Source organism: Paenibacillus alba, assembly GCF_013204855.1.
In the GTDB taxonomy this organism is placed as follows: domain Bacteria; phylum Bacillota; class Bacilli; order Paenibacillales; family NBRC-103111; genus Paenibacillus_E; species Paenibacillus_E alba.
In genome coordinates, this window is sequence record NZ_JABMKZ010000002.1 from 120663 (window position 1) to 145244 (window position 24582).

At 36.0% G+C, this 24582-nt stretch carries 25 protein-coding genes and 1 pseudogene; 2 read left to right on the forward strand and 24 right to left on the reverse strand.

The window, feature by feature from the left end; translation table 11 throughout:
• Positions 1–90 precede the first annotated feature (90 nt).
• The 7 genes from HQN90_RS00595 to HQN90_RS00625 all read right to left on the reverse strand — a co-directional run bounded on the left by HQN90_RS00595 (position 91) and on the right by HQN90_RS00625 (position 5482).
• Entirely contained in the window at positions 91–885 is a 795-nt protein-coding gene (locus HQN90_RS00595; protein ID WP_173215494.1) for a phage/plasmid replication domain-containing protein, read from the reverse strand.
• A 112-nt stretch (positions 886–997) separates the two neighbouring features.
• The gene (locus tag HQN90_RS00600; protein WP_173215496.1) at positions 998–1570 is read right to left on the reverse strand and encodes a hypothetical protein; all 573 of its coding nucleotides are present in this window, start codon (positions 1568–1570) and stop codon (positions 998–1000) included.
• On the reverse strand, positions 1567–1755 hold the full coding sequence (locus HQN90_RS00605; protein WP_173215498.1) for a helix-turn-helix domain-containing protein: 189 nt from the start codon (positions 1753–1755) through the stop codon (positions 1567–1569). The genes HQN90_RS00600 and HQN90_RS00605 overlap by 4 nt, the downstream gene beginning before the upstream one ends.
• Before the next feature lie 174 nt (positions 1756–1929).
• A complete protein-coding gene (locus HQN90_RS00610; RefSeq protein ID WP_173215500.1) occupies positions 1930–2283 on the reverse strand; it encodes a hypothetical protein in 354 nt (117 codons plus the stop codon).
• 36 nt (positions 2284–2319) lie between these two features.
• Positions 2320–2943, reverse strand: coding sequence for a hypothetical protein (locus HQN90_RS00615; RefSeq protein WP_173215502.1), 624 nt, complete (start codon positions 2941–2943; stop codon positions 2320–2322).
• 122 nt (positions 2944–3065) lie between these two features.
• Positions 3066–4295: an IS110 family RNA-guided transposase gene (locus HQN90_RS00620; protein ID WP_173215504.1), complete on the reverse strand. Its 1230-nt coding sequence runs from the start codon at positions 4293–4295 to the stop codon at positions 3066–3068.
• A gap of 410 nt (positions 4296–4705) precedes the next feature.
• Positions 4706–5482 carry a recombinase family protein gene (locus HQN90_RS00625; protein WP_173215506.1) on the reverse strand — a complete coding sequence of 259 codons (777 nt, stop codon included), beginning with the start codon at positions 5480–5482 and terminating at the stop codon, positions 4706–4708.
• Positions 5483–5633: 151 nt separating this feature from the next.
• On the opposite strand from HQN90_RS00625, the gene HQN90_RS00630 reads away from it, so the two are divergent.
• A complete protein-coding gene (locus tag HQN90_RS00630) occupies positions 5634–5858 on the forward strand; it encodes a helix-turn-helix domain-containing protein (RefSeq protein WP_173215508.1) in 225 nt (74 codons plus the stop codon).
• A 319-nt stretch (positions 5859–6177) separates the two neighbouring features.
• On the opposite strand, the gene HQN90_RS00635 is transcribed toward HQN90_RS00630, so the two are convergent.
• The 14 genes from HQN90_RS00635 to HQN90_RS00700 all read right to left on the reverse strand — a co-directional run bounded on the left by HQN90_RS00635 (position 6178) and on the right by HQN90_RS00700 (position 22018).
• Positions 6178–7101: a phage/plasmid replication domain-containing protein gene (locus tag HQN90_RS00635; protein ID WP_173215510.1), complete on the reverse strand. Its 924-nt coding sequence runs from the start codon at positions 7099–7101 to the stop codon at positions 6178–6180.
• Between the two features lie 119 nt (positions 7102–7220).
• Positions 7221–7979: a helix-turn-helix domain-containing protein gene (locus tag HQN90_RS00640; protein WP_173215512.1), complete on the reverse strand. Its 759-nt coding sequence runs from the start codon at positions 7977–7979 to the stop codon at positions 7221–7223.
• Between the two features lie 184 nt (positions 7980–8163).
• Entirely contained in the window at positions 8164–8415 is a 252-nt protein-coding gene (locus HQN90_RS00645) for a hypothetical protein (protein ID WP_173215514.1), read from the reverse strand.
• 68 nt (positions 8416–8483) lie between these two features.
• Entirely contained in the window at positions 8484–13088 is a 4605-nt protein-coding gene (locus tag HQN90_RS00650) for an RHS repeat-associated core domain-containing protein (protein ID WP_173215516.1), read from the reverse strand.
• 13 nt (positions 13089–13101) lie between these two features.
• Entirely contained in the window at positions 13102–16311 is a 3210-nt protein-coding gene (locus HQN90_RS00655) for a S8 family peptidase (RefSeq protein ID WP_173215518.1), read from the reverse strand.
• A gap of 464 nt (positions 16312–16775) precedes the next feature.
• Entirely contained in the window at positions 16776–17498 is a 723-nt protein-coding gene (locus HQN90_RS00660) for a hypothetical protein (protein WP_173215520.1), read from the reverse strand.
• Between the two features lie 33 nt (positions 17499–17531).
• The gene (locus HQN90_RS00665) at positions 17532–17960 is read right to left on the reverse strand and encodes a GTP pyrophosphokinase (RefSeq protein WP_173215522.1); all 429 of its coding nucleotides are present in this window, start codon (positions 17958–17960) and stop codon (positions 17532–17534) included.
• A 1-nt stretch (position 17961) separates the two neighbouring features.
• Complete coding sequence (locus HQN90_RS00670) at positions 17962–18513, reverse strand: DUF6985 domain-containing protein (protein ID WP_173215524.1); 552 nt, start codon at positions 18511–18513, stop codon at positions 17962–17964.
• Positions 18514–18616: 103 nt separating this feature from the next.
• Positions 18617–18970, reverse strand: a complete 354-nt coding sequence (locus tag HQN90_RS00675) for a hypothetical protein (protein WP_173215526.1) — start codon at positions 18968–18970, stop codon at positions 18617–18619.
• Positions 18971–19009: 39 nt separating this feature from the next.
• Positions 19010–19537: a DUF3841 domain-containing protein gene (locus HQN90_RS00680; protein WP_173215528.1), complete on the reverse strand. Its 528-nt coding sequence runs from the start codon at positions 19535–19537 to the stop codon at positions 19010–19012.
• A 109-nt stretch (positions 19538–19646) separates the two neighbouring features.
• The gene (locus HQN90_RS00685; protein ID WP_173215530.1) at positions 19647–20102 is read right to left on the reverse strand and encodes a hypothetical protein; all 456 of its coding nucleotides are present in this window, start codon (positions 20100–20102) and stop codon (positions 19647–19649) included.
• 137 nt (positions 20103–20239) lie between these two features.
• Positions 20240–20803 (reverse strand): 5' nucleotidase, NT5C type, encoded by a 564-nt coding sequence (locus tag HQN90_RS00690; protein WP_173215532.1) that lies wholly within the window; start codon positions 20801–20803, stop codon positions 20240–20242.
• Positions 20804–20834: 31 nt separating this feature from the next.
• Positions 20835–21173, reverse strand: a complete 339-nt coding sequence (locus HQN90_RS00695) for a hypothetical protein (RefSeq protein WP_173215534.1) — start codon at positions 21171–21173, stop codon at positions 20835–20837.
• Positions 21174–21220: 47 nt separating this feature from the next.
• Positions 21221–22018 (reverse strand): DUF5677 domain-containing protein, encoded by a 798-nt coding sequence (locus HQN90_RS00700; RefSeq protein WP_173215536.1) that lies wholly within the window; start codon positions 22016–22018, stop codon positions 21221–21223.
• 683 nt (positions 22019–22701) lie between these two features.
• Between HQN90_RS00700 and HQN90_RS00705 the strand changes: the two genes are divergently transcribed.
• Positions 22702–23001 carry a hypothetical protein gene (locus tag HQN90_RS00705; RefSeq protein WP_173215538.1) on the forward strand — a complete coding sequence of 100 codons (300 nt, stop codon included), beginning with the start codon at positions 22702–22704 and terminating at the stop codon, positions 22999–23001.
• A 69-nt stretch (positions 23002–23070) separates the two neighbouring features.
• Here HQN90_RS00705 and HQN90_RS38445 read toward each other — a convergent pair whose 3' ends face one another.
• From HQN90_RS38445 to HQN90_RS39825, 3 genes and pseudogenes are all read right to left on the reverse strand, one after another.
• The gene (locus HQN90_RS38445) at positions 23071–23427 is read right to left on the reverse strand and encodes a hypothetical protein (protein ID WP_246361967.1); all 357 of its coding nucleotides are present in this window, start codon (positions 23425–23427) and stop codon (positions 23071–23073) included.
• Between the two features lie 50 nt (positions 23428–23477).
• Positions 23478–23978 carry a recombinase family protein gene (locus HQN90_RS39490; RefSeq protein ID WP_338042256.1) on the reverse strand — a complete coding sequence of 167 codons (501 nt, stop codon included), beginning with the start codon at positions 23976–23978 and terminating at the stop codon, positions 23478–23480.
• Between the two features lie 36 nt (positions 23979–24014).
• Positions 24015–24490 (reverse strand): annotated as a pseudogene (locus HQN90_RS39825) (recombinase family protein).
• Positions 24491–24582: the final 92 nt, after the last annotated feature.

The window sequence follows — 24582 nt, forward strand, 5'->3', positions numbered from 1 at the left end:
TGAATCTGACATGTAGTAACTCCGTTTGTAGATGACTTTGAATTTCATGTATTGCGAGTAGAATATCTTCTACGATTAGTTTATGTACATCTATATTCTGTTTACTTGCAACCTGTAATACAGCCAATAGAGTGTGCGTTCAACTTGCCCAATAATGTGAGAATGAGTTTGAAGCCATCCAATGGTAAGACCTTCAACGGAATCTGGTAACTTGATGTGTCTAATAATTCGTTTCGTCGTGTATGTAAAAAAATCTCTGGTCAATAGATCTATGGCGAGTCTTTTCGAAGAATACTTTTTCATATCCTTATAGCTTGGGCTGACTTCCATTCGTAGCAATCCTTGAGCTTGTTCGATAACTTCCCGCGGTTCTTTATGGTCTATGCATTCCTTCTGCTTATTGTAGAATGTGACTCGGCTGCTCTTGTTATTATGTGTTACAGTTTCTAAATAACCATCGGTATGCGCCTTCATAAATGGAATTTGAATCCTGCTTATCTGCTTGATGTATTCGGAAACTTGGTCATTAACTTGAAAACTCCAGCAAACGTCAATTCGACTTAAATACCAGTTCTCCGTTCTAACGTGAATGTTAAACAGTTCGTGTAACCTTTGATGCAACCTTTGAAAAAAGAGAGGAATATCGCTTTCTTTCAGGAGCCTTACATTGTTACCGAAGAGAAACTTTGGGATAGAAATTTGGATTTCGAGTAGTTGGATGAGTTCTCTGTATACGATGTAAGGTATGTATTTGTCATGGATTTTATATATGGGCTTATGAAAGCCCGTGTCGTGATCGAAGTAGGTTATAGGCTGTTTATCGTATTCAAGAAGTAAATCATGGTCAATTTTAATATTGGTTTTCAAGGTTATGGTATCGAACAATGGCATTCCTCCTAGAGTTGTATAGATTCTAAAATATAAGATACGATTCGGCATGTTATAAGAACAATCAAATTGCATCAGCCCATTCGTAATATTTTCTGTGAATCTAAATTTATTCATATTTATATTTTGCATCAACATGATCAAAGGGATCATCAAATTCTTTCAATTTTTTAGGCGGCTCCGTATCTATAATCTTAAACTTACGAAGCAACATGAATAATTCCTGATCAAACTCATCTATTTTTCCAAAAGCATGTAGCTTCCCACCATTTAAGAAATACAACATTCTACTTATTGAATCTACTCTTTCAGAGACATTTTTTCTACGTTGTACTTCTTCCTTGGAAATATCCTCAAGTTCCAAAATCCCTACTGTACCATTGTCTTTATCAAGCAATTCTGTAAGCTCTCTGACAACGTGAAAATGATTTCTCGTACGGTGATATTCCATATCCATAGCAAAATCATGATTAAGAATTTGTTTTAGCCGTAAAGCTAATTCTTCATAAGCTAGCTCCTCGTATTTGTAACGCAATTCCCCCTCATAAAGGTTGTACCAGAAATAAACTTCATGCTGATTGCCATCGTCATCAGTTATCGTATCTGGAACTTGGTGTGAATCCCGTTTCGACGCTCTTTCCAGATAGTTGATTTCGATTTTAATTTTCTCAACATGCGTCATTCTTTTTTCTTGAAATATTCTTCATCAATTCTGAACAACTTGGATACAAGAGGGAGCTTGTCATTGGGTATCGGTCTTCTGCCACTTGCCCAATCTGCTATAGCCGATGGGGTCATATTAAGTCTTTTGGCAATATCGGTATATGATACTTTAAATGCTTTCGCAATAAACTCAAATCCTGTCATGATTGAGATCCCCCTAGTCTTTTTTTGCGTAATTTACGCAACATTTTTTTGGGGCACATACTTATTCAAAAAATCAAGTCAGCGAACCCGCGGCGGACATAAAGAAACCACCCTACGATGGTTAGTCGCAAGGTGGTTGGAAGACGTATAAATATGTGAATAAAATTTAATCGATCAGCTACGGTATTTGTTTGGTATCAATTCAGATGCCTTGTTACTTAGTAAATTACGTTCTAATAAATACTCAGACAGCTTGAATAAATAATCTCTGCATGTTTGTAGATAACTATCTTTAAAATGATATTTCGTTATCAATATCTCAATTTCTTTGTCTGCTCTATAAACAAATAATGCAACATTATCATAAGATCCACCTATATAAAGAGCAATTGTATGATTGATATAGGAGACTAATGTATAATATGTTGAATTCCTTTGCAGACCATTTTTTGGTAAAACATTATTTTGATTTAAATCCTTCATTAGACTAATGATTTCACTATCATCATAAATTTCTATATTTCCCATATAACAAACCCCTTCTTTATAAATCAATTGTCTAATCTATTTTGAGGTTTCAACAGTAATAACTAGATTCCCATTGTTCATATTTTGTAACTTTTCTAGATAATCAGTTTTTAAAATAGCACCTAAACTGTACCGTGGATCATAAACATATGATCCATCACTATATACTGTGTGATAATCATACCCTGTCACATATCCATCACGCATAGTGTTTACTTGACCATACTTCTCACTTGGTCGAAAAGTTATTATTTCACCAAAATCAGCGATGTTATATAAATCTTCAGCAATTTCTGAGCAATCATAGTTACAATTCCTGTCAGCAGTTGGCAAAGCATTAACAATTTTATCATTTGGTGATATTTGCAAGATATAAGGTAATTGTCTCTCAAGTGGTTGTTGAATGATAGTTGGGTTTAGCTTCTCTTGGCCCTGCTGCTGAAAAACACTCATTTCTTGTTCATCCAGCTTCCATTGCTCTGTTGAAAGATCGGGTGCTATTAAATTCTTTATATCAAAATATGGATCCCCATAACTATACGGATCATAAGATGAAGAAATAGCCCCATAACTTAATGGATTACTAGGATTAGTAAGTGATTTAGAAGTACATGAGCAATGTCCTGTTGGATCAGTTTTCGTTAAAGGATTATTCTCCACATACGTATACAAATTCAAACTTAAAGGATTGTCAATCTGCCCCTCATAGCTATCCTAGTTAATAAACCGTTCACTTGGAATAAAGAAGGCGGCAACTTGATTTCCAATTACCACCAATTATATCATCCTACTTGTTTCCATTGCATACTAGGTTTTACATACTCCGTCTTATTCTTCATAAGCGAATAAATAACATCAACTAACTTCCGCATGATACATATAATTGCTTGTGTCTTCGTCTTTCCAGCTAACAATTTTTGTTGGTAATACTCGTAGTAGTAAGGATTATTAGGTTCCTTACTTCCTCGTTTAGTTCCAATCTGCCGACATGCAAGCCTGTAAAACAACTCATGCAAAGCCCTATTTCCTTGCTTACATTTATAGTGCTTATGGTTATCTCCTGATCCATAAATGACAGGAGCTATGCCTGAAAATCGAGCTAACTTGCTTGCATCATTGAACCTATGGATATTTCCGATTTCAGCGACAAATGCCGCTGCTGACACTAGATCAATACCGTACATCGTTTCTAGCTTGTAGCCTGTCTCTGGCATCAACATAGCTAATCTTGCTTCTATGCCCTGCAACTCCTCTTTACACCTTTGTATACGTCTGATGTGGCTTTGGACGATGAAATCCCGATCTTCTTGATACTCACTTTTTGTACAGCCATCTTCACGAATTAACGTTAAAATCTTCTCTGCTGTTTTCAGGGAACAAGCATAGTTACTTGGCTTTAATAAAAACTCCCTTAATCCCTGAACTGTTATCCCCTCCAAATAATAGGGAGCAGGGAATTTTTCAAAAAAGACAAGAGACGTTTTCCCATCCAATTCGCTAAAAAACTTCTTATAGCTCGGATAATGATGGGCTAACTGCGTATGTAACTGATTAAGCAGAGCCGTGATATCTTGCACGATAGCTATTCGAGTAGTGACAAGCTGACTGATTACCCAATACTTATCATTAGGCTTAGCATCGGGCAGAGTTTCCAGCTTATCAACCAAGATTTGACCCACACATTCAGCATCCCATGCATCCGATTTTTGCACAGTAGGATTGGACTTTCTGACACCATTTGGAAGGGCAGGATTGACTTCTTTGACTGTCAGCTTTTGCTCCACTAAGTGGACAGCTAAAGACCTGCCGTAACCCCCTGTATCCTCCAAACCGTAGATGACACGCATTCCCTTTTTCACATACTTTTTAGCTTCTTTCATCAATTCGGGGAAAGCGCTGGGCTTGTTGTCAAACTTGAACTCGCCCAATTTCCTTTTAAAACCATTCATAAAAACAGCGGTATGATGTCGTTTATGTAAATCCACACCAACAAATAAGTGATTTAGCCGCATTTCTTCGAATTGTTCTTGCTGTACTTGATTTACCAGTTCTATCTTCCTCCTTGAGATTCCGCAGTATATTTCGAGTACCTAATAAAGAGAAAGCTTGCATCCTCATTTCGAGCGGTCTAAGCCGCAAAGATACCTAAGCAATGTCCTTCTCTCTATAAGTACTCCAATCTAATCGCGGTTTTGTTTATGTTGCTGTGACTGTGTGAATCTGACATGTAGTAACTCCATTTGTAGATGACATTGAATTTCATGTATTGCCAGTAGAATATCTTCTACGATTAATTTATGTACATCTATATTCTGTTTACTTGCAACCTGTAATACAGCCATTAGACAAGCTTCGCTGATTTCGATTTGTTTCATTAGTGTCTGTTCTTCAAGGGCTAATATAGTAAGTTTATTTGTACTCATCAAATAATTGCCTGATGCTTGCCAACGGCTTGTACATTCGCGTAACAATAAATGCCACTATAAAAAGCTTTGCGGTCAAGAATACGTTTGACTTGAACTTTAGTAAATGAGTTTCCTTGCTGTGTTATTAAGTTTTCAAGGTTCAGTTGGCTGGCAATTTCAGATAAACTCCATTGGGCGTTTAACTCCCTTAATTCAAATACACGTTGTACAACAAATGCTTGCTTCTCGTCAATCTCAATGGCTTTAGAGCCTTTCTTTGCCGAATACCCAAAAGTTACCCTTCCTCCAGCATATCCGCCTTCCTTGGCTTTCCTATTGCGTCCCTTGCCCAATTTCATGGCTATTTCTAAGCGTTGGTAGGCATCCAGTAACTCCATCAAACCATTGATCAGGAAATCTGAGGGGTCTTTCTTATAAATACTGTAGGTTGGCTGTTCAATGGATTTCACATCAACGCTATGTTTCTTAAATTCTCGATGCACCAACACTTTGACGATATCGCTGCGCCATAGACGATTCGTGTTCAATACGACTACCGCATGAACAGATTGGGTAGCGATGAGAGAAAGCATGTCTTGGAACCCTTCTCTATCAACCTCCATTGCATCCTCGTCTACCTTTGCGCCGCTGATTCCTTCGTCACTGAACACCTGAAGCAAATTCCAGCCTTGTTGCTGACAGTAACTTTCAATTTCTTCTTGCTGATATGATAAGCTGTATCCGTCCTTGGCTTGTCCTGCTGTAGAGACACGAATATATCCGATTACATTCATTATAATTTCCCTCCGTTACAGAAATTGAGATTATTGTAACGCACTATAGTTATATAACTCACTTGAGATACATTATATAACTTACTTGCGTTCCACACAACATCTTTTTTATGCTATATTAAAGTTAAAATGTAACGGAAGGATATCGCTCATGCCCATAAGAATAAGACTAAAAGAAATACTAGCGGAAAGAGATATGTCTCAAAGAGAATTGGCAAGATTAATGAATGTTCGTCCCAATACAATTAATCGTCTTTGTAACGATAATGTGACTACTGCATTCTTTGAAACGCTAGAGCATATTTGTAAAACTTTAAATATTGGATTACATGAACTGCTTATCATGGAAGATGATCAAATTCCCCCTTCAGAATAAGTAATCGTCCATTTCCTAACAACGATGCATTGCAGCATCAGCTATACAATATATGGCTAAGTTTAAGGCTCGTAACTATGTAAATTACCCCCGACTACCTGTTTAAAATGAAATTGCTATTTCAAAGTCATTCAATCGGGGAAATCACTTATTTTCTTCTGTTTACTACGACTTTGGCTCGTTTACTTTTGTTTACTTTTAAATCATATTTACAATGGAATCTATCGAAAAAGCCTTATAAACACTGGCTTTATGGTCATTTTCGATTTAGATCAAATTGTAATCGTATCGCTAACTGATCGGTATGTATAGATGATTTCTAGTAGCTTATATTTGAATAATCTATCGTCAACGGTTCCAATGATTGGTCACTTGGAAACTGAAATTGCTTGGCTAATTTTTTCTTATTCCCATAGGTTGATGATGTGTATAATTGCTTTAATTCCGATTCATTTAAATAAGTTTGTAAGCTATGAAATCCAAGCATACTTTCAATCTGACTTATTGAATACGGTTGAGATTGTAACCATTCAAGAGTAAGACCTTCTATGTGAGAGGATAGAGATATTTTGCTGAGAACTCGCTTCGTTATGTATTCAAAAAAGTCCTTTGTTAGCAAGTCTACTGCTTGACGTTGGGATGAATAATTTTTCATTTCGATATAACTTGATTTAATTTCCATCCGCAATAACCCTGTAGCTTGTTCTATGATATGCTGCGGCTCCTTATGGTCAATACATTCTTGCTGTTTATTGTAAAAGCAAATTCGTTTACTCTTGTTACTATGTACGGCGGTTTCTGAATGTCCATAGGAGCTTGGCTTGGTAAACGGTAATCGAATGCTATTTAATTCCTTGATATAGCTGCTCAGATTATCATTTTTAGGAAAGTTCCAGCAAACGTCAACTCGCTCGGTATCCTTCCAGTCTTCTGTTTGTATGTGTATGTGAAACAACTCGTATAACCGTTCATGCAACCTTTGAAAGAAGGAATGGATATCACTTTCTTTAATGAGGATGACATTGTTACCGTATAAGAATTTGGGGATCGATACTTGAATAGATAGCGTTTGGCTATATTCGTAGTATGTAATCGAGGGTAATAAAGCATCTTTAATGGTGTATGTAGTTCTCAGTTGCCCAGTTTCAGGGGCTAGGAAAGTAGTAGATTTAGCTTGTAAATTTTGAAGAATAATAGGGTCAATCGTAATAAATTTGGCTTTCAGTTTAATCGTATCAAACATGTAAGTGAATAATTCCCCCTTGGATTAATTGGATTCTAAAATATTGGATAAGATTCGGTATGTTATAAGAACAATCAAAGAACATCATTCCTTTCGTGAAATTTTCTGTGAATTTATATTTATTCATGTTTATATTTTGGATCAACATGATCAAAAGGGTCATCAAACTCTTTCATTTTTTTAGGTGGCTCCGTATCTATAATTTTAAACTTACGAAGCAACATGAATAATTCCTGATCAAACTCATCTATTTTTCCAAAAGCATGTAGCTTTCCACCATTTAAGAAGTACAACATTCTACTTATCGCATCTACCCGTTCCGAGATTTTTCTCCTACGTTGTACTTCTTCCTTGGAAATATCCTCAAGTTCCAAAATTCCCACTGTGCCATCGTCTTTATCAAGCAATTCTGTTAGCTCTCTGACAACGTGAAAATGATTTCTGGTTCGGTGATATTCCATATCCATAACAAAGTCGTGATTAAGAATTTTTTTTAGCCGTAAAGCTAATTCTTCATAAGCTAGCTCCTCATACTTGTAACGCAGTTCTCCTTCATGTGGGTTGTACCAAAAATAAACGTCATGCTTATTACCTTCGTCGTCAGTGATTGTATCAGGTACTTGATGCGTATCTCGCTTCGATGCTCTTTCCAGATAGTTAATTTCGATTTTAATTTTCTCAACTTCCGTCAATTCTTTTTTCTCGAAATATTCTTCATCGATTCTGAACAACTTGGATACAAGAGGAAGCTTGTCTTTGGGAATCGGTCTTCTTCCACTTGCCCAATCTGCAATAGCTGAAGGAGTCATATTAAGTCTCTTGGCAATATCGGTATAAGATGCTTTAAATGCTTTCGCGATAAACTCAAACCCTGTCATGATTCATCTCCCTTATTTTGATTTGCGTAATTTACGCATCCCCCATTAAGAATATAACATTGATGCGTAATTTACGCAATAACTATTTTCTGAACACACAATTATTCTAAAAATTAGTGTAGCGATACAGCGGCGGATAAAAAGAAAACCTTGCGAGGGTTAGTCGCAAGGTGGTTTCTTTCATTTATATATTTTTTTGATGTGCTTCTCCCCACTGTTTAAATTTAAACCATATGTTAACATCAAATACAGATTCAACATTAAGTTTATAGTGAAGAGCTAAACTGAACCATTCAGAGTACTTAAAACCTTTAGGATATAATGCAACATTAGTAAGCTCTATGATTAGTCCTTCAAAAGCCATCTCATATTCACCATGTTCAAAAAAATGCAACACTCCTTCAAGACCATCAGGGAGAATAATTAGTTTAGACATATCAATATAATGCTTCAAAAGTAACTCAGAGTCATTGTAGGTAATATTAACCCCTCCTTTATGGCTTTTTAGGGATTAGCAGGCACATTCGTTGGGTAACCTGTTGAAATTTTACCAGCATAATTAGGATGATTCAAAGGATAAAAATCAACACGAATATCAATACCATCCCTTGTCCCCGTGGCGTAAGGAGAATCCCATTTCCCCATACTCCATGTAGATTTAGGATCGGTGGCGACATCTGAAATTTCAGCAAGTATTTTTTCATCACTCCATGTTGCAGGGAACTCTGTTTTCCCAGGTATTCCTTGTCCTGCTCTATGTCTATTAAGAATATGATCTTTTCTAAAACCAGTCAAGTCAACACTAGATTTTTGCACAGTTACACCATCTTGCGATACAGGGGTGGTTATAACCGTAGGTGACTGGTCTTGAAATGGCGTAGTTATGATAGTGGGTCGCTGTTCACCAAACGTTGTTTGTGTGACTGATGTTGATTGTTGTTCAATTGGTGTAATGTATACGGTTAAACCATTGTTGGGTGAGTCTGCAGCAGGAGGAGGGTCTTGAGCAATAGGCGTAGGTGCTGTTGCAATTGCCGCACCTACGACGAAAGTTCGATATAGCCATATTAAAGCTCCTACTTCACCAATACATGCATCTTCAATACAATGTCCAGTCGGGTCTGTTTGCGTCAACGGATTATTCTCCACATACGTATACAAATTCAAGCTCAGTGGATTATCAATCTGCCCCTCATAGCTATCCTCATTAACAAACCGCCCCATACTCGGATCATACCAACGCGCTCGTAAATACTGCAAACTCGTGGCATCATCAAACATCTCACCACTATACTTAAACAGTTGTGGTACATTCTCCTGCTGACTGACTATATTCCCCCAAATATCATACTGATACGAATTAATCTTAGTCAATCCAGTGCTATCCATTAGGTTTACGACATCACCGTGGCCATTTTGAACATAGTAAGCTTTGCCAGCGGAGTCCTCACGTGCCACAAGTCCATTACCACGAATGTATCGAGCTTTTAATGTTGCAACACCATTTATAACGTTACCTTCAGCAATGACATTTGATCCGCGATTGTAATATCGTGTACTTTGACCATTCTCTGTACGCTCCCACAGAACCCCGTCACCGTTATATTTATAAACTACATTTCGGCCATTTTTCGTCGTAACATTAGTTAGACGATTACGTTTGTCGTATGTGTACGTTGAATCTGGACTATCAAATGGATGATTTGTCGTCATACTTGTTCGGTTGCCGCGATTATCATAATCAAATGTCTCATCGAATTGCGATGATGTTTGTATACGATTCAACGGATCGTACGTAAATGAGTAACTCACCCCATTCTCCATCTTTGTTAATTGATTGCCGTTGTTGTCATACGACGAATAACTAAACGTATTCAAAGGAGAACCATCGGATTTCTTCTGAGTTAAGGTGCTCAGTTGTAATCCGTCATAAGTAAAGTACGATGTAACACCATTTTTCTGGCGGGTGCTGTTCAAGAGATTATTTTTGTAATAAGAATATTGTGCTTCAATATCCTCTAAAGATGAACCTACAGAAATTAATCGATTACGGGAATCGTATCCATAGTAAGAATTAGAACCAAATGGATCAGTAAGGCTAGTTATATTTCCCTGTGAATCGTAGCTGTAACTCAGTATGCGCCCATCAGGATAAGTAACTTTACTCAGAAAGCCATTAGACGGTGTATACGAATACAAAGTAGTACCCGTAGAATCACTCATATGGATACGACGGCCTACTAAATCATATTGATAGGAAACAGATTCATTTGCAATTACTTGACCTTGAGAATCTAATACATCGGATTGAAGAAGAAAGTTACGATAATCATACGTGTTTTTAAACGTTTCTCCTTTGCGATCTTTAGACCCTATCTGATTTCCATTTGCATCGTGGTAAAACTTTTGAATTTTATTATTAGCATCCGTTGTTTGAATAAGTCGACCTAACTCATCATACTTGTTCTGTTTCGTATTATAATCTGGAAAAGTAGTTTTCAAGATCTTCCCCAGATAATCATATTGGTAGGTTGTTTTTTCATTTTTGGCATTTGTAACCGCAGTTAAATGTCCTAGTACATCATACTCCATTCTAGTTATGTTCTGTGGAGGGACATCATGATCTTTAAAAACGGTTAAATTACCAGCATAATCATAATCAAAAACACCAGTTACGTTAGTCTTCGTTTTTGTTGATTCTGTTCTTGTATCAAGTCGCCCTAATTTATCATAATGTTCCTTTTTTACATTACCTTCCGGATCAGTCTGTATTTTGTAAAAATATATATCATCATATAGAACTGATTCGAAAGAATTATCCGGATAAATCGCCTTATTGGGCCTACTCCATTGATCATATTCATTGTAAGTTCGATTTCCTAGCGCATCTTCTACGTAGTTTTGACGTCCGTGTTGATCATAGTTATATTTTTGTTTCGTCCGATAGACACCATTTTCAATCAGTCCGGTTTCGGTTTTCCAACCAATAGGATTCCAAGTCGTTAGAGATGCTTGGCCCATTTCGTTGATTACTCGAATTTGGTTCGTATCGTCCAAGTAGCTGATTTCTTTATTACTTAAATCTGGCTGAATTACTTTAATAAGACGACCCAAAATATCATACTGATATTTTGTAATATTCTGGTTGCCATCCACAAACTGAATCGGCTTGCCAATTTTCGGATCATAATCTAATTGTTTGGTAATTGTTGATGTCGCACCATCAATATCTTTGACATTTACAATCAATTTGGTGGGAAATGCACCATTATACAAAGCACTGTATTCGGTCTGATACAATGTTTCTTGCCCTTGATTGGTTGTTACACGTGTTTGAAGACTATTTCCGTATACATCAAAATTTTCATATCCAATCTGTTTCAGTATCTTACCTGAATTACTTCCCTCTCTTATCTTTTCTGATGTAACACTGCCTTTATCGTTACGTGTATATTCCGTATATTGAACTTGAGTTGCACTAACAGGCTGCGAAACATTTAATAATAAATGTGAGTTTGGATCGTAGCCATATGTGGTTTGGATAGTTAGCGGATTTGTCGAAGACATGACATTTCTATAATCATCATAGTTAATGATTGATGTAATAGGTTGCGAATTTTCATTTGTCACAGCATTCTTATTCGTTACTGTCGTTATCGTTGGATTTGTGTATCTTTTTTCCTCGTTATACGTCATATCCGTTATTTTTCTATAATTGCCAGATGATGCAGTTATCTTTATGTTATATATGGCAGGCGGTGTTTCTGTATCTATAAAATCTTTTTTATTAAAAAACTCTGTTGATGTTAATCCATCGTTAACTGTCACTGAATACGTTAAATCTGAATTAGCTAAACTACCAATATCTCCGTTATACGTAATGTCTTTGCGATTCTTTACTTCGAAAGAACCATTCGAAAGTGTTAGATGATCTTCGCGGGCAACCACACGGTATACTTGATTTACATTATCAATATCTTCATCATGATACTTCCTATACTGTTTAGAGATATCGTTGTTCAAAAATCGTGTATACGGCGTATTTTCGTAATAATAAACACTTTTTGCTCCTGTCGGATAAGTAATCCCCGTAAGCAGTGCATAAGGGTTGCTGTTTAATGGTGTAGAACCATGCATGTTATATTTAGCATCTTTAATACTATAATCATAAGTTGTAATTCTACCCGCAGAGTCCTCTACCTTAGTTAACAAATCAATCCCATTCTGATTTGTTTTATAGTAAGTAATTGAATAACTTCCTTTAGTAACTGTCACATAGTTTGCCATATAAGATATGTTAATTGTATTACCTACACCATCAACAATAGCAATGAGTTTATCATTGAGAACGGAATAGTAGAATTGAATTTTATTCTCGTAATTGTCAGAAATTTGAATAATTCTTCCTTTTTCATCAAAAAACTGATTAATACCTTTAATGGAACGTAAAACGGACATTGATCTTAATCCATTTACAAAAACATGGCTATCTAACTCAAAACTTAAATCTTTCCACGGATAACCTTCAAGTGTATTCCCAACTATTTTATAAGTACCACTACCTGCAGGATGCACATACAAATCTGTGCTGCCATATTGCCCTAAGACATAAGGAATTTCCCACGACCATCCCTTGCCAATCGGCGAAATTTTCTCTTCTTGAGAAGGATCACTGTTAATCCCTTCATTATTCAATTGATAAAATTGAGATGAACTGCTGTTATATGTTCGTGTTAATGCAAAAGACAGACCGTTGGGACCAAGAACGCTTAGATCATCGCTCTTTAAAGAAAGAGATCCATTTAGAGTAGATAATGTCTCGTTATCCAGTTGAATGGAAAAAGGTGCAGTCTCTGGTTCAGTCTTAACATAATTAAAAGTGGAACCCGGATCTGAGTTATCCATTGCCTGAATCGTTTGATACTCTCTAGAACCTAAGTCACTAGTAATCACACTTTTAGCGTTCTTTGATTGATTAATAGGCTTTACATTCGATTGATCTTGCCTATCGACAGAGTTAGCACTTACTGTCCCTATTTTCGAATAAGTTGGAAATAGATTAATGAATAAGGAGAGCAATACTATGAGAATATTTATTTTCTTCTTCAAACAATGTCTCCTCCTAATTTGTTATAGTTGTCGTTTTATTTGTAATATTTCCGTTTGAATCATACTGGTAATTCGCTTTGTTAACTTGATTATATTTATTAACCAAAAATGAATAAGTAGCCGTATTACTAAATGATCCCCCAACGCCATTAATCTTGATGTAATAGGTCATACCTGCCCCAACTGTATAAAGAGTAGGAACACCTTTAGAGTTGGTCCCTATTAAATTCATTGAGGAATCATAGATGTATGCTTCATAAATTAATCCGCTCGGTATATTCAGTGTAAAACGATCCACTCCTGTCACAGGCGCGATGTACTTATAGAAATCTACGTCTGTTGCAGAGCTAATTAATGAACTGTACTGCGTATTGTAACTAATTGGGAATGCCTGAGCGTTTGTATCATTTGGTTCAAACGCATTAGGCAATACTAGGCCTGTCCTCATCGAAGCAATTGACCATTCATAGCCGTCATGAACCATTACTTTTATATCCCACGTTCCATTTGGTAATGGTGTTGTGGAATGTGTGTTGCCGTTTGAAGTAACTACCCCAGAATTATAGCCTACCGTTGCCCAATTATCTCGAGACCCTAGAACTTGATAGGCATACTGTGGTTGTCCATCCGCATCTTGATACGTCCAGGAAAGAGTAAGAACATTATCGTTTACTTGTTGTCCGTTCGTGTAAGAATTGATATTTGATACAGGCAAAGTGTTGATGCGGATATAATATATTTGTGAGAATGGAGATTCTCCCCCAGAACTGTCTTTTACTTTAACTTTCCATGCATATGTTGTACCTCGATTTAGCTTTCCAGAAGGGACAGAATAGGAAGCAATAGAAGAATTGATCCAGCCACTATCACTTATTAATGTACTTCCGTCCTGAGAATAAAGCTGAACATCATATGAACTCTGATAATCTCCCGCATCAGGGTCTGAAAAAGTCCAGTTTAGCGCTGGCGATAACGAAGTCAAAACTTGTGGATTAGCAACTGAAATTGCACCTGGATTCAAATTCGTTGGTGCATAAGGAAATCTATTCACTGTTATCGTTCCATTGTAGGTTGCATTGGCTGTTCCCCATAACCCATCATTAGTACTCACATTAATATTTCGATATGTCCCTGGAGGAATATTATCTGATGAAACATTCCATTGGAGAGACCAGGCTTGTGGATTTAAAGTATTTGTCAGCGTAGCTGTCTTGATAACGCCAGCTATGGAAGCCGAAATTGTCAAATTATCTCCATCTAGATCTTGGGCAGTTCCTGATAAAGTAATGATATTGGGTGCTACAGTTTGATAAACTACTTGATTATTCTGATTGGATATATTGATATTTGGTGCTTGATCTAATCTCGCAACATACCTGGTAGGAACATAATCAAAATTACCTGTAGCAGAAGAAAAACTAATATCTCTGGCATTAGTAACATCTGGCCAAGATGATGTTACATCCTCAATATTAGTTCTTGAAACCCATCTTTTCACACGATTATCTTTTGTAAGGGCAAATCTGTTGGTCCAACCTCCATATTCAGAAAACGAAATTGCTTTCAAATTTCCTGCTTCCGGCCAATTTGCCGTGTCATCAACAGTCAGCATGGGATCATTAGGTGCGGATGATTTCCAATACTTATATTTAATTGTTCCATCATGGTATAGAACATAATAATAAAGGGTTGTGTACGATCTACCTAAGTTATCTCTTGAATAAGAAATAGATTTAGCGTTTGTAAGATCTGGCCAATTACTTGTTGAATCTTGATAAGGGCCATTGTTACCTGACTGATACCATACTGTGTTATCATTCAATAAATAGTAGGTATAGGTAGTCTGAAAATCATATTGATACGTAACAGAAATCGACTTTGTCTTAGACAATAAATCTAGCGGCCATGTAGAAGTGGTTGGAGTTTGTAAATTATAGCTTTTTGTCACTGAAGGTCCAGTAACCCCCGCTGCAGATAACATACCGTACACACTGTTATAAACACTGTCTGTCACTGAATTCTCCATTCCAGGAGCAAGTGTATTATTTTTAAAAACGGCATTTTGATCCAGCAATTGCCTTAGTTGCACGTTAGTCAATGCTGACTTTTGTTGCTTTAACAACGCCAATTCACCCGTCACGAAGGCAGAAGCCATCGAGGTTCCACTAGAAATTTTATAGCCATTATTCAAATATGTACTGTATATAGCCTCTCCTGGTGCAGAAACCTCCAGCTCACTCCCCGTTGAAGAAAATGGTGCACGCTGTCTATTCTGATCCACAGCTCCCACAGCAATAACTGAGTTATACTTCGCAGGGTATTGAATTGAATCGCCAGTCCCTTCTTTGTTTCCAGCGTTCCCCGCAGCTGCTACTACTAATAATCCATTATCATATGCTTGATCAACAGCTTTATGTAGTGCCGGAGAATCCACGCTTGTTGCCATACTTAAGTTAATAACATCAATATTATGGTCCACAGCCCAATCAATTCCCGCAATAACATCTGATAAATAGCCTTTACCCGTCGCATCCAATACCTTAACTGCATACAAATCTGCATCCGGTGCTACACCAACGACTCCAGTTTCATTATTTTTTGCACCAATAATTCCAGCTACATGTGTACCATGGCCGTTATCATCATCATATGAAGTTGTATAATCTACGAAAGAAGCTCCGCCTGCTACAGATAGATCTTCATGCTGTGTATCTATACCGGAATCTAAAATAGCAACTTTGACACCTTTGCCTGTATATCCATTCTTCCAAGCATACGTTGCATTGACGACAGATACGCCCCAGTCCATTGCTTGTGTTGATGCAATCTGGAGTTGAATATCTGGTTCTACAGACTGAACCGTGTTATCTTTCTTTAGCTTTTCAATTTCTTTGGAAGTCATCTTTGCTGATATTGAAGCCGAATGCTTCTGTTCCCTTTTAATCTTTCCTTTGATGAGTGATTTGTCCACTTTCTTCTTTTCCTTAAACGTAACAATAACTCGCTGTTCATCATCAATTAAAGTTGATTGTGTGGAATCACTCTGAGATGTCGCAGCAGCAACAACACTAATTGGACGAATGTTCTGATCTAGAGTCACCCAATTACTAGCTACACTCACATTATCAGTAGGCGACGCGACAACACCTCCAAACGGTAGTAAGCATAATAAAACTGAACTTAACGCTACAGTTGAGACTTTCTTTTTCCATTTCCTAATCATTTAATGACTCCTCTCGTTATTTTATGACATAGACTTTAATATACCGTACATTAGTTCCCTTTTCATTAAGGAATATTGTCAAATAAAGTCGAAATTAACGAAATTTGCATCAAATTTTGAAAATCAAAAATAACCCTCTCGAAAATGAAGAGGGCTATGATTAATAGTATGCTATTCGATTAGGTCATTCCGATATATCCTTACCACGCACTCCACATGTGTGGAGACGGGAAAAAGGATATATTAGTTTTCAATCTATTGGATGTTACTCCACTAAGAGTTATTTACAAAACTAGTGTTTGTTGAACTCTGTGATTTCCCGCAATTCATATAAATTCTTGGAATTATCGCTAGGAAATGATTCCTAAAAACATAAAGCTAGTGAAGACCTTACTTACTATTGTTCTTACCCGTAATAAACATGAAATTCGATTTTAATGAATGATTGATTTTATTTTGAAATGTCATGATAAATTATCATTATAACAATCTTCAGTCTCACATATTATTTTGTACCATTGATATCCCCAATCTGTTACGTTAGGATGAATATGCAATTTTTTTCCGCATCGAATACAAGTATATTCTGATCGTCCATCATTTTTATATTTAACTAAACACTCTTCAGCGTGCTCAACCTCTTTGATTATTTGGTTAAGTGCCTGATCGCTTATATTAGTTGCTTTTAAATTACCTCGATCTGCATAAATAAGACGCGGAAATCCTCCAAAGCCTCCATCAATTTCTCCATGATGGAGTGACATCTGCCCACCACCTCGCTCGATTAGCTTAATAAGCGGTTCATACATATCTGGATATTTCTTTGAGATTGGTTCATCTGAATCAAGCAGAATAGACCAATGAACATAACATAGGCAAATTCGTGAAATAAGATAGCATTCACACTCTTTGATGTTAGGAAACAACTCTTCAAATTTCTCGGAATTAAATTCCATAACATCATTTGTAATTAATTCTGCCAAACTAATAATAAAATGAGTAGAATTTTTAGATATGTATTGTAACAATTCCCCCACTCTTCTAAAATGTTCACCAATCAATACAGCATCGGATCTATATTCTCCTTTAGATCGAAAACTCTTCCAATTTTTCATGGTAACTTTAGAATAAATACTTGGGTCTATATTATTAATTCTTTTCACTGCGTTATTGTAGAAATCATTCAATATTAACAACTCCTTTCTAATAAAAGACTCGTTTCATTCACTTCTTGATAACAAATACTCAACTGCCTTGCCATATCTTTTTAATCGCTCAAAATCATCTTGGGATAAGTCTTTAATTCGTTTAACATCTCTATTGTCTTCTAAATCCAAGAGCTTTACATATCTTGCAAGAGTATTTGGTTTAATTCTCTGAATAAACTCCTCATATGTCTCCTCTTTCCTTCTTGTAAGACAATCAAGAGCTTCTATAATAACTTTTGAAAAACCTTCTTCTTTAAGTTGCTCTAGCGTTATATTCGTATCCTCGATTACATCATGTAAAACGGATACAATTTTAGAGTCATTGTCAGGGGCTTTCAACATCAATCGCAATGGATGCAGTATGTATGGCTTCCCACCTTTATCCGTTTGACCATCATGGAATTGTGTAGCGATAATAATTGCTTTTGATAAAGTTGACATTTTACACCTCATCTTTAATAAAAGAATTGTTCCATTTTGTATCGCTACTTTCATTTAAATGATCATTAGCTATCCATGAAAGAAAGGATGAGTCTGATCCACCCAATGCAACAACTTCATTTTTAAATAGCATTACACCAAAACCGTGCTCTTCATCCCACGAGCAATTAAATTCAAAGCCAAAATAACCAATGCCGTCCTTGATTACATCTAGGATATGAACTCTTGCTAAACTGATTAAGGGCTTTAGATCATTAACACAAGTTAAATCTGGCATAAATTCATCATCTTCATCATCGCAATATTTTGCTTGGAAACCACTATATTCTTCAAATAACTCTTGTAGTATTACATTCTTAATTTCTTCTTGATTGGATACAATAAAATCATAAGTATCTATTAATTCACTGAGTAGTGGTGAATTTATGTCTCCACCAAAATCTACTTCATAAACATCGTTTGAGTCTGAAGTAAACTCATTCCAAACGGGTAGATTTATAATCCCTTTATATCCAAATTCATCTAATGTAAGATCTAATATTTGCTTTGTCATCAGTGTCAACTACCTTCAAAATGTTTTTTTTAATCAGATGAAAGTATTATTTTATCGCCTAAAATTCTCTTATTGTGCCTTACCACTCATACATTCGATTAGTTCAATTAATACGAGTTTTGCTCATAAATTTTTTAATAGAAATCGTAGTCAAGCCTTTCCTTTTCCTATCGTTATTTGACCAGTTCTCATTACCAAATACTCGGAATGTAAGTTCTCGAAATATATCTGCCATATCGTTAATGCCCTTGTTTCGGTATTCGTAAAAAATTTCTCTAAATCTTGTATTGCGGTGCCCAAAGTGAAGAAACAGCCTTGTTTTTAATAATTGATTTTCATCGTTGTGTTGATTAACAGTAATTAAATAATCCCCATGAAAACATGTAATACGTAAACGGCAGTTTTCATTCTCAAAGGATATCTCCTTCTCTAAAAGGGCAGGAAACAACTTGATCACCTCTACATCTACCTTTTAATAAAATATTTGTTTTATCATTTAAAACTCTACTTGTTTTCGACTTACAAAATGCTCAACTTTCTTCACTTTATTGATATCAATTCTACCAGTAACACCTTGCAGCCAATCTCTAACTCCACTCCAAAGAGGATCTTGGATACGATCTAATTCAAAAATACGTTCCCAACTCTCCTCCTTTGTAATCTTTAATTTCCCTTCATAAAAATCATCATATTCTTGCTCATTATCGGCATTAAAACCATTGTTCAAAACAGAATGCCAATCTTCAAAATCTGAAACTAGCACATTTTCTTCTTCCAAATCTATAGTAAGGCGAACGCATCTTGTATAACTTTTAAAGTGACTTGCAGATCTCATATCAGGTTTCTTAATCCATAGCCATATAGGGTATTCATCATTGTAATTTTCTAGTCGAAGCTTCATTTGCGCCATCATCCAAATGTACTCTGCTGGATACATTGCATATTCTTGTTTTCCTTCAAGATATCCAATTTTTACTGCTTCATTCCAAACTACTTCCTCTTGGAGAGTCCAATATGTAGCCACAATTTTCTCCAATCAAATTGTTGTTGTATACTGAACTAATCTTTTAGCAGCTTCCATATCTTATTGAAGTTAGACATTGCGAAAATGTCAGATTGCGCCTCAATGATATTCAATACTGATTATACTGAATATTATTTTGAATAATCCAATAATCCAGAATGGATTGATCACTAATCCTACTTTTTAGTATTTCGTCGTACTTACTAACTAAGCCGCACTTCTCAAATTTTTCAAACACAGATAAATGACCTAATTCATGTAAAAGAGTAAATAAAAATACGGACTTTTCAGAGATCTCAATGTCTAAAGATTCCAAGTAAGGCAGTATTCTATATTTGGTTCCAGTTTCAAAATCGATTGGTTCAATAATATTTTGTATATCTTCATGTATGTGCACAATAAAATAACCCTTATCAATTTCGCAGTACGCCCCACCATTCTCAATAATAGAGCTAGAAGGCTTATCCTCGTTCCAAACTGGTCGAATATCAATTGGAATTTTCAAGGAAAATTGAACATGGTCTAAAACAGTCTGAATACAATCTATATAGAACTCTTTACTCATTTCTTCACCTTATAAAATTATCTTTTCATTCCAATCTGGGATGAATATCCAATAAATCAACTACACACATGAAAGAGGGTTTTCATTTACCACGCCAACAATTTTTTCCTGAGACGAGATCACATAAAACTTCTCTTTTATTGAATCAAATTGGATTCTAAATAATCAATATGTTTTTTTACATCAATCCAATTTGAAGCACGATATACTATGTCATTTGAAATCGACAAATTGTATGGCTGCTCAAATAAAATAATTGGTTTATTATTGAGGGCAAATTCTTTAGCATAGTGAGGGGCATCATCAATCAACACATCAACCTCACAGTTGATACATTCTTGGAGCTTATTTTCAACGAGTGAAATATTGTGATAACGAATGTTATGCTGTTTAAGCCATTCTATTGTAACATCACGAAAAAGTAATGGGCGAGCAGTAATAATTGATATGTGATGCCGATTAAATAATTGCTGTAGGATTTCTACTGCCATTGGAAATGGTGATGAGTTCCAATGAATATCATATCCAAATTTATGATATACGGATTTACGTTGCTCATTGTCCCACCCATATAAACGATATAAATAATAGTCATTAACATCGTTTGGTGTAAATGATAAACCAGATGCCATATTATAATATTGTAAGTAAGTAGAAGTGGCATCAAGAACCGTATTGTCTAAATCTATTCCAATGTGCATAATAAAAACCCCTTTACATGAAATCTATGTTTTATGAAAATTTGATTTTGATTAGTATTCCTTTACCGCTTTTCATTGCAGATAATAAAACGTATTCTATTTGATGTTCGAAGTCTGTTCTAATGTAAAAAGTAAAGTAAGCATACTCAATGAATCGTACAAAGGAAGCAAATACTTCTTTTACCTCATATAGATTATATTTTTTAAGTTTAACCGCAATATCGTATAACTGTTTATTTTTTTCATAATGAGTCTCATATACATCTATTTCTTCTCTATTTTTGAAAAAGCTGTTTGCTTCAGACCATATTCCTATTTCGTAATCGCAATTCAACCCCTGTGCCATCGTTAAAATATCTTCTACTTTCATTTATTCCCTCCATAATAAAATTGCTCTATTAATTATCCAAAAAAATATTATAATGAAAGACCTTTTATCTTAAGTAGTCGATTAACACAGTCTTCAATTTGATCATTTTTGTCAACGTTAAAGTGATCGGCAACATGTTCCAATGCTTTTAGTACAAAATACATACATGAGAAAAGTATTCTTGGATATGGCTCAATATAATGTCCATAATTGAAAGCAACCAGTTTCTTCTCCTCTAAAATTAGATATGCTTTTTCTAAAGTATCTAACGAAGAATGTACATAACCACTCAAATATCTATAAGCTAACTGATAATCCATGTTCATATCTGCTCTTCTAGCCAATTCTTCTGCACTAAAAGTTCTAATCTTCCCATCCTTAAAAAAAGGTTCTAATTCGGCTTTAAGTTCATCTCTTGTTGCTGGATCAATTCCTGATGAGTCAAAAACATCTGCATTCTGCTTATTAAGCATAACATTATATAAGGAATACTTGTTTGCCTTATCATTCCGAATAAATTCTTCAAAAAATCCATCATCAGTAACTATTAGCCTTAATGGAATCACACTTTCCATAAGAGAACGTACTAAGATGTCAGATTCAACAGAAAGTCCTTTTTGAAGCAATAATATAATTGACTGAAAGTGATTTGATATTTTTGTTAACAACATAAGAATAACTATTTCTTTTGCTTTATCATCAGTTATTTGAATGGTATGCCTAAATTCATTTACAAGTCTATTTACTTCATAAGCTAAATTAAACCAAGGAGCTAGCTCTCTTATTGTATTTTCCATTAGTTCATCTGCTTCATTGCCTAAGAATCCATTTTGATCGAAGTCCATTTTCCTCCCACTTCCCCTCTTTTAAGATAAAATCATGCTTTTAATTGCATAGTTCTATCCTATTTCTCAATTTTATGATTCCTTTTGTGAGTTCTTCGCGATTCTTTCCACTCTTAATCCAATTAGGAAGCCTGCTAGCCAAACTCTGATTCTTATTTGGAATTGTTTCGCGCAAAGAAGAATTAATATATCCATCCATAAAGTCTAAATGTTGATGATTATAAGCCCACAGTAGCTCTCCACAACACTTCGTTCGTAACCAAAGATTCAAGCCCATAAAAGATCCGTTCCCCCATGTGCCAACTAATGGATCGGTCAAAACTCCACAACGTTTGCATTGCATTGCATAACATAACCAAATTTCCCATTTACACGTCTTAATGCTTTAGCACATTTCATACAATGGGGACACTCAATGAGAATGTCGTATTTGAATAGAAAATCATATATTCTTTCACCTGTATCTCTAAATTTTGAATTAGTCATAGCTTAACTTCCTTCACATTTCTATATAAAATCATTCTTTCAAAGCCAATAATCACGACTGCCCTCATCTTAGTATATAATTCAAGCTTTAAATTTTCCATTAAATTCCTACAAAAAAATGTTTACAAAACAACTTGCCATCCCTTCCCATCAGAGTTAACATACATACACTTGAACAATGGGAAGGGGATATCACTATGGAAGAATGGCCTGAATGGGTTTTAAAGGGATTACACGAGAGGTTTGATGATTTATCGCTCACTGTGGAACAACAGGAACATATTGCCCCATTAATCCAGAAATCATCGAAATTGCTGAAGGATTTGAAAAATCAAGTGGATAGTACTGCTCACGGTATTCTGTTGGAGTGGGAAGACGCTATTCAGTATCTACATTCGGCTGAAAAGGAATGGTTTTATCTGAAAGGGGTTAAGGATGGCATGGGGATGATCAGGGAAATGAACCTTTATTTGAAAAATAACCAATTGGAGTTCTGACGACTAACAGCATGGAATCGACCCATGCCATCTGTCAAATCATTTCTATTCTACATACAGGGTTAGAGCTTACTCCTCGAACTCTTCAATTTCCAATCCACTTTTCAAGAAAAATAAATAACGTGTTGGTGAGAGAATGGTTATCTTCTCTATCAGCGCGTTAAATAGTTCATCGTCAAATTGTTCAAGTAAATCCTGCCGTGCATTCATGACTTGTATAATTTCGTTTACTCGTTGTGTGACTTGGGATTTGTGGTCGTTATCCTTTTCAATTGTGGCTTTTTCCTGCCGGAGTTCATCCAGTTCCTTAGATATTCTGGCATTTTCCTCTGCATATACGGATTCTTCGATTTGATCACGTAATTTTAGGCTAACCAATCCCTTGAGGTCATCTTTCAATTGTTCCATTTGCTCATCAATCTTCAACAATGGCTCCTGAGCATCTCGCTTAGACAATATCGTTTCAATGTTTGCCTTCAGGGTTCGAATAAATCCATCCTTATTTTCATGCATCCGATTGAATACGCGTACAAAGGCATCCTGCAGCAATGCTCATTAACCGCTTTGGCATCACAAGCTTCTTTACCTTCATTCACGTAGGTTCGGCATTGCCAAACGACTTTCTTCGATACATTGTTACTGTTCCATGTTCGCCTTTTGAAATTAGCTCCGCAGCATCCGCAGAATACTTTGCTACTGAGTGCATATTTGCTGGAATATTTCTTCCTATCCCCCATAATATTTCCCTTCAAATGTGCGCGGCGTTCCTTCTCTTTCTGAACCGTCTCGAACATTTCTTTTGTGATAATCGGTTCATGGTTATCCTCAATCAAGTATTTCTGTTCTTGCCCTTTATTTTTCACTCGTTTATGAGTTAGGAAATCCACAGTTACGGTTTGGATCTTATCCTTCATCAAGCCGTTCGCTATCGACTGATAGCTTTTACCCTCTAAATACTCCTCATAAATCCGTCGCACAATTTCGGCTTCCGCTTCGTTAATGATGAGTTCACCTTATTTATCCTTATCGTAGCCAAGGAACCGTGTGGTATTACAATGTACTTTTCCGTTCTGAAAACCTTTCTGGATGCCCCATTTGGAGTTCTCAGAAATATTCCGACTTTCATCTTGAGCAATCGAGCTGAAGACGGTTAGAAATACTTCACCCGAGGATTCGAGCGTATTGATGTTCTCTTTTTCGAATAGTACGGCTATTCCTAGACTTCTTAGTTCCCTAACATATTTCAACAAGTCTAACGTATTCCTTGAAATCTCGATATCGATTTGACCAGTATCAAGTCGATCTTGCCCTCACGCGCATCCTGTATCATCCGATTAAAATCAGAACGATGCTTGGTTCCAGTATCGAAGATTCCCTCGTCCGCGTAGATATCTACATAATCCCAATCTGGATTACTTTTGATGAATCGCGTGTAATGGCGTAGCTGGTTCTCGTAACTCTCTTTTTGCTGCAAGTGCTCTGTGCTCACCCGACAGTAGGCAGCGACTCGTTTCTTATGAATTTGCTTAGTACCATCTAATATTTCAAGCGTCCTTACAGGTACAACTACTACCTTCTTCA

What these genes read in the sequence shown, in the direction of transcription:
- HQN90_RS00600 (WP_173215496.1), bottom strand. Translation starts at nt 1,570, where the DNA reads ATGACGCATGTTGAGAAAATTAAAATCGAAATCAACTATCTGGAAAGA.
- HQN90_RS00605 (WP_173215498.1), bottom strand. Translation starts at nt 1,755, where the DNA reads ATGACAGGATTTGAGTTTATTGCGAAAGCATTTAAAGTATCATATACC.
- HQN90_RS00610 (WP_173215500.1), bottom strand. Translation starts at nt 2,283, where the DNA reads ATGGGAAATATAGAAATTTATGATGATAGTGAAATCATTAGTCTAATG.
- HQN90_RS00620 (WP_173215504.1), bottom strand. Translation starts at nt 4,295, where the DNA reads ATGCGGCTAAATCACTTATTTGTTGGTGTGGATTTACATAAACGACAT.
- HQN90_RS00625 (WP_173215506.1), bottom strand. Translation starts at nt 5,482, where the DNA reads ATGAATGTAATCGGATATATTCGTGTCTCTACAGCAGGACAAGCCAAG.
- HQN90_RS00630 (WP_173215508.1), top strand. Translation starts at nt 5,634, where the DNA reads ATGCCCATAAGAATAAGACTAAAAGAAATACTAGCGGAAAGAGATATG.
- HQN90_RS00635 (WP_173215510.1), bottom strand. Translation starts at nt 7,101, where the DNA reads ATGTTTGATACGATTAAACTGAAAGCCAAATTTATTACGATTGACCCT.
- HQN90_RS00640 (WP_173215512.1), bottom strand. Translation starts at nt 7,979, where the DNA reads ATGACAGGGTTTGAGTTTATCGCGAAAGCATTTAAAGCATCTTATACC.
- HQN90_RS00645 (WP_173215514.1), bottom strand. Translation starts at nt 8,415, where the DNA reads ATGTCTAAACTAATTATTCTCCCTGATGGTCTTGAAGGAGTGTTGCAT.
- HQN90_RS00655 (WP_173215518.1), bottom strand. Translation starts at nt 16,311, where the DNA reads ATGATTAGGAAATGGAAAAAGAAAGTCTCAACTGTAGCGTTAAGTTCA.
- HQN90_RS00665 (WP_173215522.1), bottom strand. Translation starts at nt 17,960, where the DNA reads ATGTCAACTTTATCAAAAGCAATTATTATCGCTACACAATTCCATGAT.
- HQN90_RS00670 (WP_173215524.1), bottom strand. Translation starts at nt 18,513, where the DNA reads ATGACAAAGCAAATATTAGATCTTACATTAGATGAATTTGGATATAAA.
- HQN90_RS00685 (WP_173215530.1), bottom strand. Translation starts at nt 20,102, where the DNA reads ATGAGTAAAGAGTTCTATATAGATTGTATTCAGACTGTTTTAGACCAT.
- HQN90_RS00690 (WP_173215532.1), bottom strand. Translation starts at nt 20,803, where the DNA reads ATGCACATTGGAATAGATTTAGACAATACGGTTCTTGATGCCACTTCT.
- HQN90_RS00695 (WP_173215534.1), bottom strand. Translation starts at nt 21,173, where the DNA reads ATGAAAGTAGAAGATATTTTAACGATGGCACAGGGGTTGAATTGCGAT.
- HQN90_RS00700 (WP_173215536.1), bottom strand. Translation starts at nt 22,018, where the DNA reads ATGGACTTCGATCAAAATGGATTCTTAGGCAATGAAGCAGATGAACTA.
- HQN90_RS00705 (WP_173215538.1), top strand. Translation starts at nt 22,702, where the DNA reads ATGGAAGAATGGCCTGAATGGGTTTTAAAGGGATTACACGAGAGGTTT.